The sequence below is a fragment of the Acinetobacter sp. SWBY1 genome, from assembly GCF_002946595.1.
Taxonomy (GTDB): domain Bacteria; phylum Pseudomonadota; class Gammaproteobacteria; order Pseudomonadales; family Moraxellaceae; genus Acinetobacter; species Acinetobacter towneri.
The window spans coordinates 2,432,042-2,449,347 of sequence record NZ_CP026616.1 but is presented as its reverse complement, the minus strand read 5'-3'; the positions used below and the strand labels follow the sequence as shown (position 1 = coordinate 2,449,347).

At 42.2% G+C, this 17,306-nt stretch carries 13 protein-coding genes and 3 tRNA genes; 11 read left to right on the top strand and 5 right to left on the bottom strand.

Translation table 11 applies throughout. The features are described 5' to 3' along the window. Positions 1-61: 61 nt before the first annotated feature. From C3Y93_RS11740 to C3Y93_RS11720, 5 genes are all read left to right on the top strand, one after another. Positions 62-3,496, top strand: coding sequence for an Rne/Rng family ribonuclease (locus C3Y93_RS11740; RefSeq protein WP_104853001.1), 3,435 nt, complete (start codon positions 62-64; stop codon positions 3,494-3,496). Between the two features lie 259 nt (positions 3,497-3,755). After that, entirely contained in the window at positions 3,756-5,597 is a 1,842-nt protein-coding gene (locus C3Y93_RS11735; RefSeq protein WP_096901309.1) for a long-chain-acyl-CoA synthetase, read from the top strand. Between the two features lie 194 nt (positions 5,598-5,791). Beyond that, positions 5,792-5,867 (top strand) — tRNA-Lys (locus tag C3Y93_RS11730). Between the two features lie 21 nt (positions 5,868-5,888). Then, positions 5,889-5,964 (top strand) — tRNA-Lys (locus tag C3Y93_RS11725). 52 nt (positions 5,965-6,016) lie between these two features. Continuing rightward, positions 6,017-6,092: transfer RNA gene (locus C3Y93_RS11720), tRNA-Lys, on the top strand. A gap of 261 nt (positions 6,093-6,353) precedes the next feature. Here C3Y93_RS11720 and C3Y93_RS11715 read toward each other — a convergent pair. Then, the gene (locus C3Y93_RS11715; protein WP_228153766.1) at positions 6,354-6,881 is read right to left on the bottom strand and encodes a hypothetical protein; all 528 of its coding nucleotides are present in this window, start codon (positions 6,879-6,881) and stop codon (positions 6,354-6,356) included. 363 nt (positions 6,882-7,244) lie between these two features. Here C3Y93_RS11715 and C3Y93_RS11710 point away from each other — a divergent pair, with 363 nt between their 5' ends. Further along, a complete protein-coding gene (locus tag C3Y93_RS11710; protein ID WP_004976022.1) occupies positions 7,245-7,511 on the top strand; it encodes a PspC domain-containing protein in 267 nt (88 codons plus the stop codon). A gap of 228 nt (positions 7,512-7,739) precedes the next feature. Here C3Y93_RS11710 and C3Y93_RS11705 read toward each other — a convergent pair whose 3' ends face one another. The 4 genes from C3Y93_RS11705 to C3Y93_RS11690 all read right to left on the bottom strand — a co-directional run bounded on the left by C3Y93_RS11705 (position 7,740) and on the right by C3Y93_RS11690 (position 11,485). Then, positions 7,740-8,843: an HPP family protein gene (locus tag C3Y93_RS11705; RefSeq protein ID WP_104853000.1), complete on the bottom strand. Its 1,104-nt coding sequence runs from the start codon at positions 8,841-8,843 to the stop codon at positions 7,740-7,742. A 111-nt stretch (positions 8,844-8,954) separates the two neighbouring features. Then, a complete protein-coding gene (locus tag C3Y93_RS11700) occupies positions 8,955-9,335 on the bottom strand; it encodes a hypothetical protein (protein WP_070154443.1) in 381 nt (126 codons plus the stop codon). A gap of 90 nt (positions 9,336-9,425) precedes the next feature. Continuing rightward, the gene (locus C3Y93_RS11695) at positions 9,426-10,220 is read right to left on the bottom strand and encodes a TIGR03915 family putative DNA repair protein (RefSeq protein WP_104852999.1); all 795 of its coding nucleotides are present in this window, start codon (positions 10,218-10,220) and stop codon (positions 9,426-9,428) included. A 2-nt stretch (positions 10,221-10,222) separates the two neighbouring features. Then, on the bottom strand, positions 10,223-11,485 hold the full coding sequence (locus tag C3Y93_RS11690; RefSeq protein WP_104852998.1) for a putative DNA modification/repair radical SAM protein: 1,263 nt from the start codon (positions 11,483-11,485) through the stop codon (positions 10,223-10,225). A gap of 301 nt (positions 11,486-11,786) precedes the next feature. On the opposite strand from C3Y93_RS11690, the gene glyQ reads away from it, so the two are divergent. The 5 genes from glyQ (at position 11,787) to C3Y93_RS11665 (ending at position 17,280) form a co-directional block, all read left to right on the top strand. Next, complete coding sequence (glyQ, locus tag C3Y93_RS11685; RefSeq protein WP_104853290.1) at positions 11,787-12,773, top strand: glycine--tRNA ligase subunit alpha; 987 nt, start codon at positions 11,787-11,789, stop codon at positions 12,771-12,773. After that, positions 12,773-14,842 (top strand): glycine--tRNA ligase subunit beta, encoded by a 2,070-nt coding sequence (gene glyS, locus C3Y93_RS11680; protein ID WP_104852997.1) that lies wholly within the window; start codon positions 12,773-12,775, stop codon positions 14,840-14,842. Before glyQ ends, glyS begins: the two co-directional genes overlap by 1 nt. 71 nt (positions 14,843-14,913) lie before the next feature. Then, positions 14,914-15,864: a COG2958 family protein gene (locus tag C3Y93_RS11675; RefSeq protein ID WP_104852996.1), complete on the top strand. Its 951-nt coding sequence runs from the start codon at positions 14,914-14,916 to the stop codon at positions 15,862-15,864. Positions 15,865-15,937: 73 nt separating this feature from the next. After that, on the top strand, positions 15,938-16,327 hold the full coding sequence (locus C3Y93_RS11670) for a hypothetical protein (RefSeq protein WP_104852995.1): 390 nt from the start codon (positions 15,938-15,940) through the stop codon (positions 16,325-16,327). 428 nt (positions 16,328-16,755) lie between these two features. Further along, a complete protein-coding gene (locus C3Y93_RS11665; protein ID WP_104852994.1) occupies positions 16,756-17,280 on the top strand; it encodes a hypothetical protein in 525 nt (174 codons plus the stop codon). Positions 17,281-17,306: the final 26 nt, after the last annotated feature.

Genomic DNA, 17,306 nt, shown 5'->3' with positions numbered 1-17,306 from the left:
CTTGATGTTCGCTACGTGTCTAGCGATTTTTTGCTGTGTATCACTATTAGGTGTTACACCCATGAAACGTATGTTGATTAATGCAACACATGCCGAAGAAATTCGCGTTGCACTTGTCACTGGTCAGCGTCTTTACGATTTTGATTTAGAAAATCGTACCCGTGAACAAAAAAAATCGAATATCTACAAAGGTCATGTGACCCGTGTAGAACCTTCTTTAGAAGCCGTATTTGTTGAATACGGTGCAGGTCGCCAAGGCTTCCTGTCGATGCGTGAAATCGCAAACTCTTATTACAAAGCCGATCCTCGCCAAACTTCAAATATCCGCGAACTGATTACTGAAGGTACTGAGCTTTTGGTTCAGGTAGAAAAAGAAGAACGTGGCAACAAAGGTGCTGCGCTATCCACCTTCATTTCTTTGGCAGGTCGTTATTTAGTACTTATGCCAAACAACCCGAAAGGTGGCGGTATCAGTCGTCAAATTTCGGGTTCAGTCCGTGAAGAACTGAAAGAGATGTTAGCTTCACTGAACATTCCTCGTGGCATGAGCGTGATTGTGCGTACTGCGGGTATTGGTCGTTCTCAAGAAGAATTGCAGCTTGACCTTCAACACTTAATGGACCTTTGGGCACAAATTCAAAGCACTGCAAGTTCAGGCCCATCACCAATGCTAGTACACCAAGAAGCAGGTGTCGTCACACGTGCCATTCGTGACTATTTGCGTGATGATGTTGCAGAAATTTTAATTGACTCAGAACAAGCCTATAACGAAGCTTATAACTTTGTGAAAGCGGTTATGCCACGTCAGTTAGACAAGCTAAAAACTTACACTTTAAATGAACCACTGTTTGCACATTTTGGTATTGAAAGCCAAATTCAAACTGCGTATGAGCGTGAAGTAAAACTGCCTTCAGGCGGTTCAATTGTCATTGACCAAACTGAAGCATTGGTTTCAATTGACATCAACTCAGCAAAATCGACCCGTGGTCAAGACGTTGAAGATACAGCGTTAAATACCAACCTTGAAGCTGCTGAAGAAATTGCACGCCAATTGCGTTTACGTGATATTGGTGGTTTGGTTGTTATCGATTTCATCGACATGACCAAAGACCGCAACCAACGCATGGTTGAAGCCAAACTACGTGAAGCCACTCAAAGTGACCGCGCACGTATCCAGTTTGGTCAATTGTCACGTTTTGGTTTAATGGAAATGAGCCGTCAGCGTTTACGTCCATCGCTTGAAGAAGCGACGGGTTACGTTTGCCCACGCTGTCACGGTACAGGTATGGTGCGTGACTTACGCTCTCTATCTCTTTCGATTATGCGTAAAGTGGAAGAAATTGCACTACGTGAACGTCATGGTGAAGTTCAAGTCGAAGTACCTGTTGAAATTGCAGCCTTCTTACTGAATGAAAAACGTCATAGCTTGGTTTACCTTGAGCAAACCTCAAATGTACGTGTGACAGTTTTACCGCACCCACACTTAGAAACCCCGCATTACGAAATTTCGTATAATCCTGAAGGCTTTGCACCAACCAGCTATGAACGTACTGAAGCAACTCGTTCAAGCGAAAAAGAGTTGGGTTATGAATCTTCTGAATGGCATTTAGAAGAAGCCGATCAATCGCACAGCCACGCTGCTGCACCTGCGGCAGAAAAAACTTCTGCAAGAAAACCACAAGCAGCACAGCAAAATAAAGCATCTGCACAACAGCAGCTTGCACCTGCGGCAGCCACAACAGCTGCAAGCCCATGTGCATGGTTAGAAAACCTGTTTGTTCAAAAGCAAGCCAGCACTATTGATCAAGCACGTAGTGCCAACAATGCTGCAGCAGCCATTGAGCAAATGGTAAATAGCGGTGCTGTGAGCCGTGGTCAGTTTGGTCAAATTGCAACTGCGTCTACTGCCCCTGCTGCAAGCAGTCAAAATGTGTACCTTGCACCATCAACAGTGGCACAAAAAACTGAACGTGACTCTGCAGATAAATCTGCTGAACGTGAAGACAAACCTGCTCCGCGTCACAACAACAAAAAGCCGCGTCACAGCAACAACAATAACAAGCACAAAGAGCAACGTGAGCCGCAAACTCAGCACGACAATCAACAACATCAAGTGCATGAAGAAGTGGTTCAAATGTCGCGTCAGGAGCAACGTCAAGAAGCGCGTGAAAACAAACGCAACTCTCGTCGTCAGCACAACAATGACCAAGCACCGCAGCAGCAAGAAGCTCAAAACAACAATGAGCAGCAGCAAAATGCCGTGCCACGTCGTGACCGTCGCAACCAACCTCGTCCAGAACGCCCAAATCGTCACCGCGACCCAAGCGTATTGAATGAGCAAGCAACGACTACGGCAGTGGCTTCTAATCATCCGAAAGTGGAGTTAATTGATGCACCGCGTCAAGAGTTCAACACGACGGCTTTGGTAGTGAATGTCGATCAAGCTCAAACTGAAATTGTGGCATTGAATGCTGCGCCAGTAGCGGCTGAACCAGTGACAGCAGTAGAAGCAACTGTGCTTGAAACGGTTACTGAACCAACTCAAGCTGTTGCAGTGGTAGAAGCTGCAGCCGTTGTTGCAGAAGAAACAGCTGCACCTGCGGAAGCTCAAGCACAACCGACTGCGCCTGCAAAACGTGCCAGCAATGACCCGCGTCAGCGTCGTCGTCAGCAACGTGAAGGTCAAGCGCAGCAAGTAACTGCACCAAAGTTAACACCTTCACAGGTGCCAACTTTAGCGCAATACAGCATTGGTAGCCTGATTCGCCACGTATATGGCGAAGATTGTTCAGTTCTGATTGAACAGTTTGGTTTAATTCCAACGTTCAATCGTGCTTTGCAGAAGTTCACTGACGAGTATGCTGCAAGCCTTGTTAGCACTGCGCCTGTGGCAGAGAAAAAACCTGTCACACGTGATGTGGAAGTTGCGAAAGCCGCACCAGAAGCAGAACCTGCGCCTGTTTTAGATCTGACACCACCAAAACCTGTGTCAGATAAGCGTGTTGCAAATGATCCCCGTGAACGTCGTCGTTTAGCCAAACAAGCTGCTGAGCAAGCCTTGGAACAAGCCAAGCAAGCACAGGCAGTAGAAAAGGCTGAAGCGGAAAGCACACCTGCAGCAAAGCCAACGACTGAGGTTGTGGCAACTAACGACGCATCTGTAGAAGCAAACTCTACTGTAGAAACGTCTGTAGCGCTAAGCACAGAAGTCGAAACAACTACAGAAGTAAACCCTGAAGCAGTGGCTACAACTGAAGCTACTCAGCCAGAGTTGAACGCGCAAGACGACCTTGCACAAACTGTCACTGAAACTGCAGCAGCGCAAGAAGAAACTGCCGTTGAAGTGGTCGCACCTGTACAAGCGGAATTGGCTGTAGACGACCTAGTCGAAACTGCTGAATCTGAACAGGACAAAGCAGAGAAAGAGAAAACTGCACGTCCGCGTCGTCCACGTGGCCGTCCACCTAAAAAAGTAACTCCGCCAACTGAGTCGTAATTCGCACTTTTGCAGCGGAATAAAAAAATCCAGTCATTTTAATGGCTGGATTTTTTTTGCTACTTTAGAGCCAACGCGGTGCTGACTTAAATTTAAGCGAGCTAATTTGAACTTAGGTGTTTTTGATTTTTAACAGCTTTTCTAAAAACACCTAACAAAGCTGAAAAATTAGGTTGATTGCACTAGGACTTAGGGATTACAAAACAACAAGACGTGATGCTGTGCAGATGCAACGGATGATGACAAAAACAGGATTCTTATGAACCAGATGACAAAAAGCGATTTAATTGGCTTAACGGATGTTGCGGCAAAAATTCCGCAGTTTATGACTAAAGTGCCTCACCTGATCACAGGGTTAAAGCAAGCCTATTTACGCACACCCAACACGCCTGCAGGCTTAGGTCTAGCATTTGAAAAAGCCGTGCATCGTAACCCGCATGGCTGTGCACTAGTGTTTGAAGATCAGCAGTACAGCTATTTACAGCTCAATGCTTGGGCCAACCAAATTGCCCATTACTATTTAAGCATAGGTGCACGTAAAGGTGATGTCATTGCGGTGATGTTGGAAAATCGCCCTGAATTAATTGCCAGTGTCATTGGCTTAGCAAAAATTGGCGTTACCGTGGCTTTGGTCAATACCGCACAAGTTGCCAAAGTTTTGGCGCACAGCATCAATTTAGTCAAACCAATTGCCGTGATTGTGGGGGAGGAATGTCGTCAAGCCGTTGCCGATATTCGCCAAGAACTTGAGCTTACAGAAAATCGACTGTATTGGTTTGCAGATCAAAATACCCGTACCGATGCTGGCACTGCCCCTGAAGGTTTTCAAAATTTAGCGCAATGCATTGCATCATTCCCAAGCTTTAATCCTGCCACCACACAGTCGGTACAGGGCAAAGATGGGCTGTTTTATATCTATACCTCAGGTACAACAGGCTTGCCTAAAGCGGTGATTTTCACCAATAGCCGTTGGACGTTGGCTTATGGTACCTATGGTCATGTCTTGGGTTTAAATCAGGATGATGTGATGTACTGCACTCTGCCGCTGTACCATGCCACAGGTATTGTGGTGTGCTGGTGTGGCGTAATTGCAGGCAGTGCCACCTTTGCCATCCGTAGAAAATACTCCACTTCATGCTTCTGGCAAGATGTACACAAATTCAATGCCTCTGCGATTGGCTATGTGGGCGAATTGTGCCGTTATTTAATGGATGCGCCTGCTTCTGATTTAGAGCGTGGGCATCGTGTGACCAAAATGATTGGCAATGGCATGCGTCCTAATATTTGGAGCAAATTCAAAACACGCTTTGGTGTTCAGGAAATTCTGGAACTGTATGCATCTAGCGAAGGCAACGTCGGCTTTAGCAATGTGTTTAACTTTGACAACACGGTTGGTTTTTCACCGACACCTTATGCGGTCATTCAGTTTGATAAAGAAAAAAATGAACCCGTACGCGATGCCAAAGGCAAATGCATGAAAGTCAAAAAAGGCGAAGTCGGCTTATTGATTGGAAAAATCACCCGTCGCTCACCGTTTGATGGCTACACCGACCCTGAAAAAAACAAGGCGGTGATGATGCAAAACGTGTTTAAACAAGGCGATGCCTATTTTAACACGGGCGATTTAGTCCGCGACATTGGCTTCCGTCACGCCCAGTTTGTTGATCGTTTAGGTGATACCTTCCGCTGGAAAGGTGAGAACGTATCCACCACAGAAGTAGAAAACATTGTCAGTGACTATGAAAAAATTGCTGAAGCTGTCGTGTATGGCGTTGAAATCCCACATACCAATGGTCGTGCAGGTATGGCTGCGATTACCTTAAACGAAGGCTGCCAGTTAGATGAACAAGACTTGCGTCAAATGCTGGTGGAGTTTAAAAAAGCAATGCCCGCTTATGCAGTACCCGTTTTTTTACGCATTCAAAAGCAAATGCAAACCACAGGTACATTTAAATATCAGAAGAACACCCTGAAAACTCAAGGTTTTGATTTAAAACAGTGTGATGAAAAAATTCTGGTGTTATTGCCAAACCAATCTGCTTATTGCGAGCTGACCCAAGAAATTTACGACAATATTCAACAGTATCAATATCGCTTCTAAGCCACTATGTTGCCTATTTTTTGATTAGATACGACAAATTTGTTGCATTTATAATCAAACATAGGCAACTTTTTTATTTTTTACTTGCGCTCGCTTCATATCTTGCTACAATACGCTCCATCAAACGAAGTGGTGCTTAAAACCCTCTGGTTTTTCTTGCACTTCACAATCAAGCCTGCTTGATTGCTGGTTCAGGGTCGTTAGCTCAGTCGGTAGAGCAGCGGACTTTTAATCCGTTGGTCCCGCGTTCGAATCGCGGACGACCCACCATTTCCTTGATCAACCTTAGATGGGTCGTTAGCTCAGTCGGTAGAGCAGCGGACTTTTAATCCGTTGGTCCCGCGTTCGAATCGCGGACGACCCACCATCTTCTTCAAGGTTGATACTTTAAAAATGATCATCGTCATTTTTACTCCTCTGGGTCGTTAGCTCAGTCGGTAGAGCAGCGGACTTTTAATCCGTTGGTCCCGCGTTCGAATCGCGGACGACCCACCATTCCTTCTAAAAAATCTTTAAATTACCAGTCATCACAGCACTGTTCTGTGGATCGTGCAGTTTCGTAATTTACTATAGAATTCCCGTATTCTGCCCTGTTTGACTAACACTTTTATCCACTACACCTTGCTCAATTCAGTTGTAGACGATGTGCCATCATTGATAAATCATACTTTACACATCCCAAATAAAAACTTGATGTAAAAAAACAAAAGCCCAAAAGTTTTTCACGAATGGGCTAAGAATTGAATGAGCGAATAATTAACTTGCTCTGATTAAATGATAGTTTTGCGAAGGTAAGGGATTGCTTTTAAAGTATTCACGATTATTTTCTGTTGCAATCGCAATTTTGTTTTTATCCATAATTAAATTATGGTCTTGATCAACATTATAGTAAAAGTTCACCCCAGAGGCGCGTGCCACCACAATTTGATGCGCGTCTTCATCATAGAACCATAAATCTTTGCGGTATTTTTTTTTATTGTCGTAACTGATTTGCCCCGCATTGACAAAAATACGATGCGCTGTCCCATCAGGCAATAAGGTCAGAATATAATCGACTTTTCCGCTTTCGCACATAACAAACTTATCTTCACAGCTAATCTGAATAGTATAGCGTCCCACATAAGTCAGATGATTTTCGGGAATATGATGTTCTGTTGCAGCCGTTTGCATGGGTGCGGTTGCCTGCCCTGCTACTTCAGTCAGTCTTTTAGTTTCTGCCTGTTCTGTATATTTTTGCACTGCAGCTTGCTCAAGTTGTGAATCATCGCATCCAAGCAATGCCACTGCACTCCATATAGAAACTGCGCAAATATTTGATTTAGCCGACACACTATCCCTCATATAGAGTGAATAGACTGAATGTTCAGTCCTATTCAAACCACCGAATAGGCAACTCAATGTAAGCCATGCTTTTCCTCAATCCTTTGTGGTCAAGCGCTTACTCTGCCCATCGCTTCTTTACGATATTTTAGGTGGATGCTGGTTTAAGCAACACTAAAAGTTACATAACTTTACTAATTGCTTTGCCACCGCCCTTTAAAAAACCCAAGTGCATCACCATTTTTATTCTATATACAGATGATGTGCTGCGAAGCTAAACATCAGCGGGTATTTATTTTGAATTTTAGATCTCTCAAGGAGAATTAGATGGCCAATGTTGGTTTATATCGCTCAAACCGCTCAAATATGATTGCTGGGGTTATGGGTGGTATTGCTGAACGTTTTGGTTGGAACGCAAATTTACTGCGCTTAATTTTTGTGATTGTTTCCGTGATGAGCGCTGCCTTTCCTGGCATTTTGGTGTATTTGGTGTTGTGGTTGGTGATTCCTAAACAAAACCAGTCGAATACAGCAAACTATACTCAGGGCTACACAAGACCTGTGCGCACAGTCAATCCTGATCAAGACCGATAAACGGTATTGAAATTTGAAAGACTGACCATATTTAAAGATTCATAGGCTTGAATCGTTTACCGATTCACTCGTAGACACCACCCTATTCACACAACTTTCTTCTTTTTCGCTACGATTGCTCCCCCAAGCATCGTAGCTTTTTTTTGCCTTTCAACCTGCAATATATTTTAAAAGTCACAGCATTTCAGGATTGAGTCGTGTTGAATACGCATCGACAATACAAGTCAATCAATTGGTCTTTACAGCAAGCTGTTGATTTAAGACGGCAATCATATCGGCACGGCTAATAATCCCCACCAAACGCTGCTGCTCTACCACAGGAATGTAGTTAAAAGAACGCTCGACAAAGTACGGTACAAGGTCTTGAATACTTTGTTGCGGTTGCACCGTGACCACTTGGCGCAACATGATATGTTTTACTTGATGTTTCCAGCTATAAGGTAAATCTGTTACGTGTTTAAACCATTCCACCACTTCATACAATGCCAAAGTTCCCACCAAATGTTGTTCAGTATCAATGACTGGCAAACTCATTAAATTCATGTGTTTGAATTTTTCTAAAGCACTGTGAATATCCTCATCTTGCTGCAAACTGACCACATCTTTACTCATAATATCGGCACAAGTCAGTGCTTGAGTTTGTCGTTCACTGGCTTTGTGTTGCGCTTCTAAAATGATTTTTTGTAAGTCGTATTCACTAATATCTAGCAACTGGGTTTGTGCATCTAAAACATCTTGAATATCTTGCGGCTGAATAGTGGCTTTTTGAGTAGGCGTTGGGTCTTGGGTACGTTGATTCAACTGTGGCGTTTGAGGATAAGGCTTGCCAATCATGCGGTTAAATACGATTGCAATCATCATCAGCAAAACTGAATTAAGCAGCACAGGATAAAAGATGAAGTGATAACCCAGCTCACGCACGGCATCTCCGCCAAGCACTGCGGTAATGGCCACTGCTCCACTCGGTGGATGCAGCGAATCGGTGGTCATCATCAAGAAAATAGATAAAGCCACAGCCACACTAAAGGCTTCGGTTAAATTTGGAATATATAAAGCACAGCTCACGCCCATAATTGCTGCAATACTGTTCCCAACTACAATATTCCACGGCTGCGCCAAAGGACTGGCAGGCACAGCAAACAACAATACCGAAGATGCACCCATTGGCGCGATATACCATGCGTTAATATCGCCCAACACCCACCAACTGATCAGGGAAGATAATGCCAAACCCAATAATGCGCCCAAACCACAAAGTAGGCGTTCTTTGAAAGGTAATACTTTGTAATTCGGTTTTAAGACATTTAGCCAGTCTGATTGGGTTAAGCTCACAATGCACCTTGCTGGAATAGTGTTGTTTCATTGGTTGCAGCAGTATACGCCGACTCAGACTGAAGATGTATTTAAATTACAGTTTTAAATAATAACGAAAACTGATCAAGATTAATTTAAATACTCCTCCAATTGCTCCAATCGCTCTACATATTTTTGCATGGGGCAAAACTCATACATCGGCGAACCGATATAAGCACCAGCATTACGGCACTTTTGATCGACAAAATTTTTCAAGAGTTGTTGTGATTTCATGATGTCCTGATAGCGTTCAAGCTGCTTGTATTCCTGACTCTGTTTTTTTATTTGATCCCATACCTGCACAATCTGCTTTGCATATAAAGTTTTGGTTCTGGTACTACAGATCTCCACCACAGCATTATTGATATTGCCCAGTTTTAGCTGTGGAATTATGTCATCGACACATTGGCTATAAGGATCTATCGCTTTATCTTGCGTTTTGGCAAATACCAAAGTACTCAAACAAGCCATAATCAGTACTGCTGTTTTTTAAACTAATTTAGTCATGAATGTGCTCTTTTGTTATGTTGGTATTTTTAAAATAATAATCAAAAAAATGCCTTAAACATATTTTTCATTCAAATATCGCCAATAACGTTTTGGCAAATATTGCACATGCAATTTCACATTCTGACGTTCTTTAATATTGATACTATTGAAATAATCTTTCCAAAGCTGATCATATAATTCTTCTTGTTTATCTAATTCTAATTGAAAATTTTGACTAGCCCCATTTTCAATATTACGGTCAATCTGATGAGCATCTAGAGACACCTCATGAATCTCGTGTAAGTCATAATACAGTCCATATTTACGTTGTTCGTCATAAATGAGCCAACGTTGATCTTGATAACGACGCTTAAAATGCGGCTGTATCAAAGGTAATACATTAAAATCAGGTCGAACTAAACTTAAAAACAATCCATCTGTGGTTTTCTTAAACCGCACAAAAGCCTCCATACGATGCTTTTCGCGCCCGACCTTTTTCGTCCATTGCGAAATCGCTAAAACACTGGGATGAGAGTAATTTTTTTCGACTGAATGTTGATGCCGAAAAACATAGATACAGTAATTAAATAAATGTTGATAGGCATCCAACGATTCTGACAAATAAGCAAGATAAAATTGTCTCAGAGATGAATGCGAAAGTTTCTGCTGTAAAGCTGACCAAACACGACTTGCATGTTGCTCATGATTTGGAATTTCAACCACCGTAGCAAATAAGCCATGCTGCGCACCTTGGTTTAAACACAGTTGCACGTGAAACTCTTTAAATTGAAAAGCACGAAATACGCAGTTGAGTAAACCGACCATAGAGCCATCAAAGTAGTAATAAACCACCGCATCACTGAGCATGTTTAAAATCCTAAACTCAATTGCGGTGACAGTTGTTTAACGTATTTAGATGAACCCTGCGTTAATATTTGCTGACGAATATCAGTCGTAGAAAGTTCCTTTTGAAATCGTGGACTGTCTTCACAACGAATAAAAAACTGGGCACGTGAATACGCCACACCGAGTTGCTTCAATAAATCAGTATGTATCTTGCCAAAACGACGCGCTTGCACGATTTTCTTGGCTGACTTTACGCCGATGCCTGGTACACGAAGGATCATGCGATAGTCAGCACGATTTAAATCCACTGGAAACTGCTCGGGATGACGCAACGCCCAACTCAGTTTGGGGTCTACATCCAAATCTAAATGTGGGTGTTTTTCATTGACGATTTCATTGACTTCAAAACCATAAAAACGCATCAACCAATCACTTTGATAAAGCCGATTTTCCCTTAATAAAGGCGGCGCCGAACCGACCGCTGGTAAATAGTTATTTTCTGTGTTGATTGGAATATAACCTGAGAAATATACCCGTTTCAGTTTAAATTCCTTGTAATGTCGATCTGCCATCATAAGTACGTCTTGATCAGTTTCCTGATGTGCGCCGACTACCATTTGCGTGGTCTGCCCTGCGGGTACATATTTTGGCACATGCTTGATAATCTGGCGTTCATCTTTGAGTTGAATCAGTCGATCTCGCACTAGCCCCAAGTCTTTTTGTACTTCTTGATGTGATTTTTCAGGCGCAAACGCTTTTAATCCGACCTCAGTTGGCATTTCTAAATTGATGCTCATACGGTCAGCATAAAGTCCTGCTTCATGAATCAGCTCAGGCGATGCTCCAGGAATAGTTTTGAGATGAATATAGCCATTAAAATTTTCTTCGAGACGTAGCTTTTTCACCACTTGAAGCATCCGCTCCATCGTATAGTCGGCGGATTTAAAAATACCTGAGCTAAGGAATAATCCCTCTATATAATTACGACGATAAAAATTAATGGTCAGATCAACCACCTCTTGTACCGTAAATGCAGCACGTTTCACATCATTAGAACGGCGCGACACACAATAAGCACAATCAAAAATACAGACATTACTGAACAAGATTTTCAGCAATGAAACACAGCGCCCATCTTCGGTATAGCTATGGCAAATCCCTGCCCGACTGGCATCGCCTAAACCTTTGTCTTTATTCTTACGGTCACTACCACTAGAGGAACAGGACACATCATATTTAGCTGCATCGGCAAGAATTTGTAATTTTTCACGAATGCGATCAGACATAGCAAACACCTCAGTGACAACATCATTTCAAAGCTAACATTTCATGATTTGAAAATTAAGATTGAGAAAGATGTTATGCGTCATGAGGTGACGTTTATGTGAATGGTCTGCGATTCAGGACTTTGCCAACTGGGAAAATATGTCTGGTATGGGGTACGTTTTGAATTAACTCGAAAATTAAACAAAAGCGTTTAAATAATTTATTATCAGAACTTGTCGCTGAAACGCTCGAATCCTTTGCACTGCACCTCAAAATCCTTATAATTGAGCACAATTTTTCTCTAATTTTAAGTGGATGACCATGAGTCGCGCCATATCGCATATTGATACCTTTCAAGGCTTAATTCTTGCCTTACAAAACTACTGGGCGGAGCAGGGCTGCGTCGTTTTACAACCTTACGATATGGAAATGGGGGCAGGTACATTCCACACTGCAACTTTCCTACGTGCTTTAGGTCCAGAAACATGGAACGCGGCGTATGTACAACCATCTCGCCGCCCTAAAGATGGTCGTTATGGCGAAAACCCGAACCGCTTACAACACTACTATCAATTTCAGGTGGTGCTGAAACCAAACCCAGACAACATCCAACAATTGTATTTAGATTCTTTAAAAGCAATTGGAATTGACCCATTGGTGCATGACATTCGCTTTGTAGAGGATAACTGGGAATCTCCAACACTTGGCGCTTGGGGCTTAGGTTGGGAAGTATGGCTAAACGGCATGGAAGTGACTCAGTTTACTTACTTCCAGCAAGTCGGTGGTGTTGAATGCTACCCTGTAACAGGCGAAATCACCTATGGTCTTGAACGTCTGGCAATGTACCTGCAAGGTGTAGATTCAGTTTACGACTTGGTTTGGACTAAAGGACAGTTTGGTACTGTGACGTATGGCGATGTGTTCCATCAAAACGAAGTTGAGCAATCGACCTATAACTTTGAATACGCACCTGTAGAAAAAATGTTTGAACTGTTTGACTTCTATGAAGTAGAAGCGAGCCGTTTAATTGCAGCAGAATTACCATTACCTGCTTATGAGCAAGTGATTAAAGCATCTCACTGCTTTAACCTGTTGGATGCGCGCGGTGCAATTTCTGTGACTGAACGTCAGCGTTATATTTTACGTGTTCGTACTTTGGCACGTTCTATTGCACAAAGTTATGTGACTGCACGTGCAAAATTAGGCTTCCCAATGGCTGAACCGCATTTACGTGATGAAGTCTTGGCACAATTAAAAGCACAGGTTGAAGCGGAAGCCAAAGCGCAAAATACTGAGGAAAGCAAATAATGTCTAAACATACAGTTTTATTTGAACTCGGTTGCGAAGAACTCCCACCGAAAAGCTTAAAAACCTTACGTGATGCACTACTTGCAGAAACTGAAAAAGGTTTAAAAGATGCAGGCTTGGCTTTTGATGCAATTGAAGCCTATGCAGCACCACGTCGCTTGGCACTTAAAATTGCTAATGTCGATGCCGCACAAGCAGACACACAAAAACGCTTTGACGGCCCTGCTGTTCAAGCTGCTTACGATGCCGAAGGCAAACCAACCAAAGCCCTTGAAGGCTTTATGCGCGGTCAAGGCATTACGGTAGATCAAGTCTCTACATTCCAAGCAGGTAAAGTTGAAAAAGTGTGCTACCTAAAAGATGTGAAAGGTCAAAGCATTGATGCATTATTGCCACAAATTCTACAAACTGCGTTGGACAACCTGCCAATTGCAAAACGCATGCGCTCTGCTGCGAGCCGTACTGAATTTGTGCGTCCAGTTAAATGGGTCGTTTTACTTAAAGATCATCAAGTAATTGAAGCAACGATTCAAGATCATCAGGCAGGTAATGTCACTTATGGACACCGTTTCCATGCACCTGAAGCTATCACTTTAACGCATGCCGATGATTACTTAGCGAAGTTAAAAGCTGCTTACGTTGTAGCGTCGTTTGAAGAGCGTCAAGCTATCATCGACCAACAAGTAAAAGCGTTGGCAGATGAAGTTAATGCGATTGCGATTGTTCCTGCGGATCTACGTGATGAAGTAACTGCATTGGTTGAATGGCCTGTTGCCTTACGTGCCAGCTTTGAAGAGCGTTTCCTTGCTGTGCCTCAAGAAGCGTTAATTACCACCATGCAGGACAACCAAAAGTATTTCTGTTTGGTCAATAGCGACAACAAATTACAGCCTTACTTTATTACAGTTTCCAATATTGAGTCTAAAGACCCGACTCAAATTATTGAAGGTAATGAAAAAGTGGTGCGCCCACGTTTGTCTGATGCTGAATTCTTCTTCTTGCAAGACCAGAAACAACCGCTTGCATCACGCAAAGAAAAATTGGTCAACATGGTTTTCCAAGCGCAATTGGGCACACTTTGGAACAAATCTGAACGAATTGCCAAACTGGCTGTTGCTTTGGCGCCAATTACGGGTGCAAATCCACAAGATGCAGAAAAAGCTGCTTTGCTTGCAAAATGTGACTTAACCTCTGAATTGGTGGGTGAATTCCCAGAACTTCAAGGGATTGCGGGAACTTACTACGCACGTCTTGAAGGTGAAAATGACGAAGTTGCAGAAGCACTGGGTGAACAATACTTACCTAAATTTGCGGGTGATGTACTTCCTAAAACCAAAACAGGCACGACCATTGCCCTTGCAGACCGTTTAGACACCCTCACAGGTATTTTTGGTATTGGTCAAGCGCCGACAGGTTCTAAAGACCCATTTGCATTGCGTCGTTCTGCGATTGGTATTTTGCGTTTAGTGACTGAAAATAATCTTGATGTTTCAATTGAAGACTTGATTAAGCTAGCCTTGACTGCTTATGGCGATGTATTAAAAGATCACGACAAGACTTTGGCAGATGCGGTAGCCTTCTTAGAAGGTCGTTACCGTGCGAAATACGAAGACCAAGGCGTTGCGGTAGATGTGATTCAAGCCGTTCAAGCTTTATCACCAAAATCTCCACTAGATTTTGATAAGCGTGTGAATGCAGTAAATCACTTCCGTGCCTTGCCTGAGGCGGCTGCATTGGCTGCTGCAAACAAACGTGTTGCCAACATTTTAGCCAAAGAAACTGCGCCTGAAGGAAGCGTCATTGAAGCAGACTTGGTGGAAGATGCAGAAAAAGCATTATTCGCTGAACTATCAAAAATCACACCTGTGGTTGAGCCATTATTGGCAGCAAAAGACTACACCACTGCACTCTCTCAATTGGCCGCATTACGTGCGCCTATTGATGCTTTCTTTGACAGTGTCATGGTGATGGCTGATGATGCTGAGTTGAAAGCCAACCGCTTACGTTTACTCGCGCAATTACGTGATTTATTTACACGTGTTGCAGATGTAAGTGTGTTGCAGCACTAAAGTCTTAATTGCTTGTAAGTTAAAAGAAACCCCGCTATAAATGAGTGGGGTTTTTTATTTTTATCAAAAGTATGAAATTATCACAAGCTCAAAAAGCATTAGAATTTTTAAAATCTAATCCTAATCAAAAATTTACAGCTAGATTTATTGCTGATAAATTAATTGCTACATATCCTCAAGATTATATCGAGAAAAGAAATAATATTAAATTTGAAAACAATGAGGGTGCTTTTAAACAACAAGTTATTCGAGAGTTATATAGTATTTTCCCAGACTTAATTCAAAATAATCCTTGTGTAAAATATCAAGAAAGGCCACGTCCACGCCAATATTGGTATGAACCCCCTTCAAATCTTTCACCAATAACAGGAATTGACTTCCATAATTCATTAATTATTGATGCAGAAGACAATAATCCACCACCAATTCAAGAAAAAATATTTTCAGAGTACGACTTATATCCTATTCTCATCGAATATTTATCTAAAGAGCTAAACCTCTATAGCCTGAGAATTGATGAAAAAAAGTCTTCAAATAATCGAGGACAAAATGGTAATCAATGGTTACACCCTGATATTGTTGCTATACAGCCTATTGATAAAAAGTGGCATGAACTAGTGAAGACCTGCGTTAAACATGGTTCAGGTCAGAATGTTCGCCTTTGGTCATTCGAGGTAAAAAAAGAACTAAATAACTCAAATATTAGAAGTAGTTTTTTCCAAGCTGTTAGTAATTCAAGTTGGGCAAATGAAGGATATTTAGTTGCAACCTCAATTTCTACCAATGAAGTTGAAGAAGAACTGCGTATGCTTTCAGCTTTACATGGTATAGGTGTAATTTTACTCAACCCAGAAAATCCAACTGAAAGTGAAATCTTACTTCCTGCTCGCCGAAGACCCGAAGTGGATTGGCAATCAATCAATAGAATTCTAAATGAAAACTCAGATTTTAAGAATTTTATCGAATTAGTGTCGATTTATTATCAGACTGGCCGTATTCGCACACAAGATTGGAATCGTTAATCACTGAGCTATAGTCATTTTCTAACCAATTCCCTATACTCAACCTAACAACACTCAACAAGAAAACAAGCTTATGAAACTTAAAACACTCATCTTATCGGGTTTAACTTGCCTTTCTCTTAGTGCGTGTACCTCTGCACCTGTTATTCCGCAGCTTACTGCAGGTGTATTACAAGAAGTTCAAAATATCGAAGTTTACCCAGACACCGTAAACAACAGCGCAAAACTCACTAAATTTATTGATAAATGTGTTATTGAATTTACAGGTACACTCAAGGCAGGTCGCTCAATTGAACAATGGGCATTTAAAGGCAACACTTTAATTTCAGCAGGTTCTGCAACTTTTGCCCAAGACGGCACCAGTACCGCACAGCACTTTGACTTGCACGATGCTACGGTACAAAAAAACTTCATTACCTTGCGCAGTCACTTTCATAAAGATGCACTTGCACAATGCAACTAATTTAAAACGAACCTGAATGTATCCTGATGTAGCAAGATTGTGTGACTTTTAACACAAACCCGCCATCTTCAGATATTTCAAATTAAGATAATCGTGCAGTGCAGTCCAATACTGCCCTGCTTTAAAACTCTCCAGAGTAACAAGACCCACAAATTATTGTGGGTCTTTCTATTTATGCTCTGCTTATGATCTGCATAAATTGTGCTTAGAAACACCACATGATTCAAACGCATGTTCAATCATCACTCTAAAGACAATTAAACTTGCGAGAAGCAAACAGTATTTGTCATGTATTCCTTATACAATCCTCAACAACATCACTACATAGCGCGTGAAGGTTGTAATTTTAAGATGGGTACTGCCAAGAATCCTCATCTACATTCAAGCTTTCAGTAGCCACCACACTGCGTATTTAAAGAGGCCAACACATGAATAAAATCAGTTTCGGTATTGCCATTGGATTATTGCTCAGCAGTGCTGCTGTATGTGCGCAAAACAGTTCTGAACCTACACAAGACAATCAAAGCCACAAACCGATTCGCCCTTATGCAGACAATCCAAATTTATTACACGTCTGGGCTTATAAAACTCAGGAAGATGTGATTCAGGCTGCACAAAAAGTGGGTGAAGTCACAGAAAAAGGCATTGAGAAAATTCGTCCATCGGCACATCAGGCTTTAGACAATGCCAAAACTTTGGGCAGTCAGGGTGCAGCGCAAGCCAAGCAAACAGGGCAGCAACTGGCGGGTCAGGTCAATAATAAAATTCAGGAAACCAAAGAAGTGATTACAGGGCAAAGTGATCAAGCCGTACCTATCTATCAAGCACCATTAAGCGCGCCTTCGCAGAATATCGCCCCTGCAGCCACCACTACCGCACCTAATCAGGAAGCACAAACTCAGGCTGCACCAAGTGCAGAGGCTGAAGAAGAAATTAAAGTGATTAAACTATAATTTTTTTGATTTATTGGTTGCTTGAA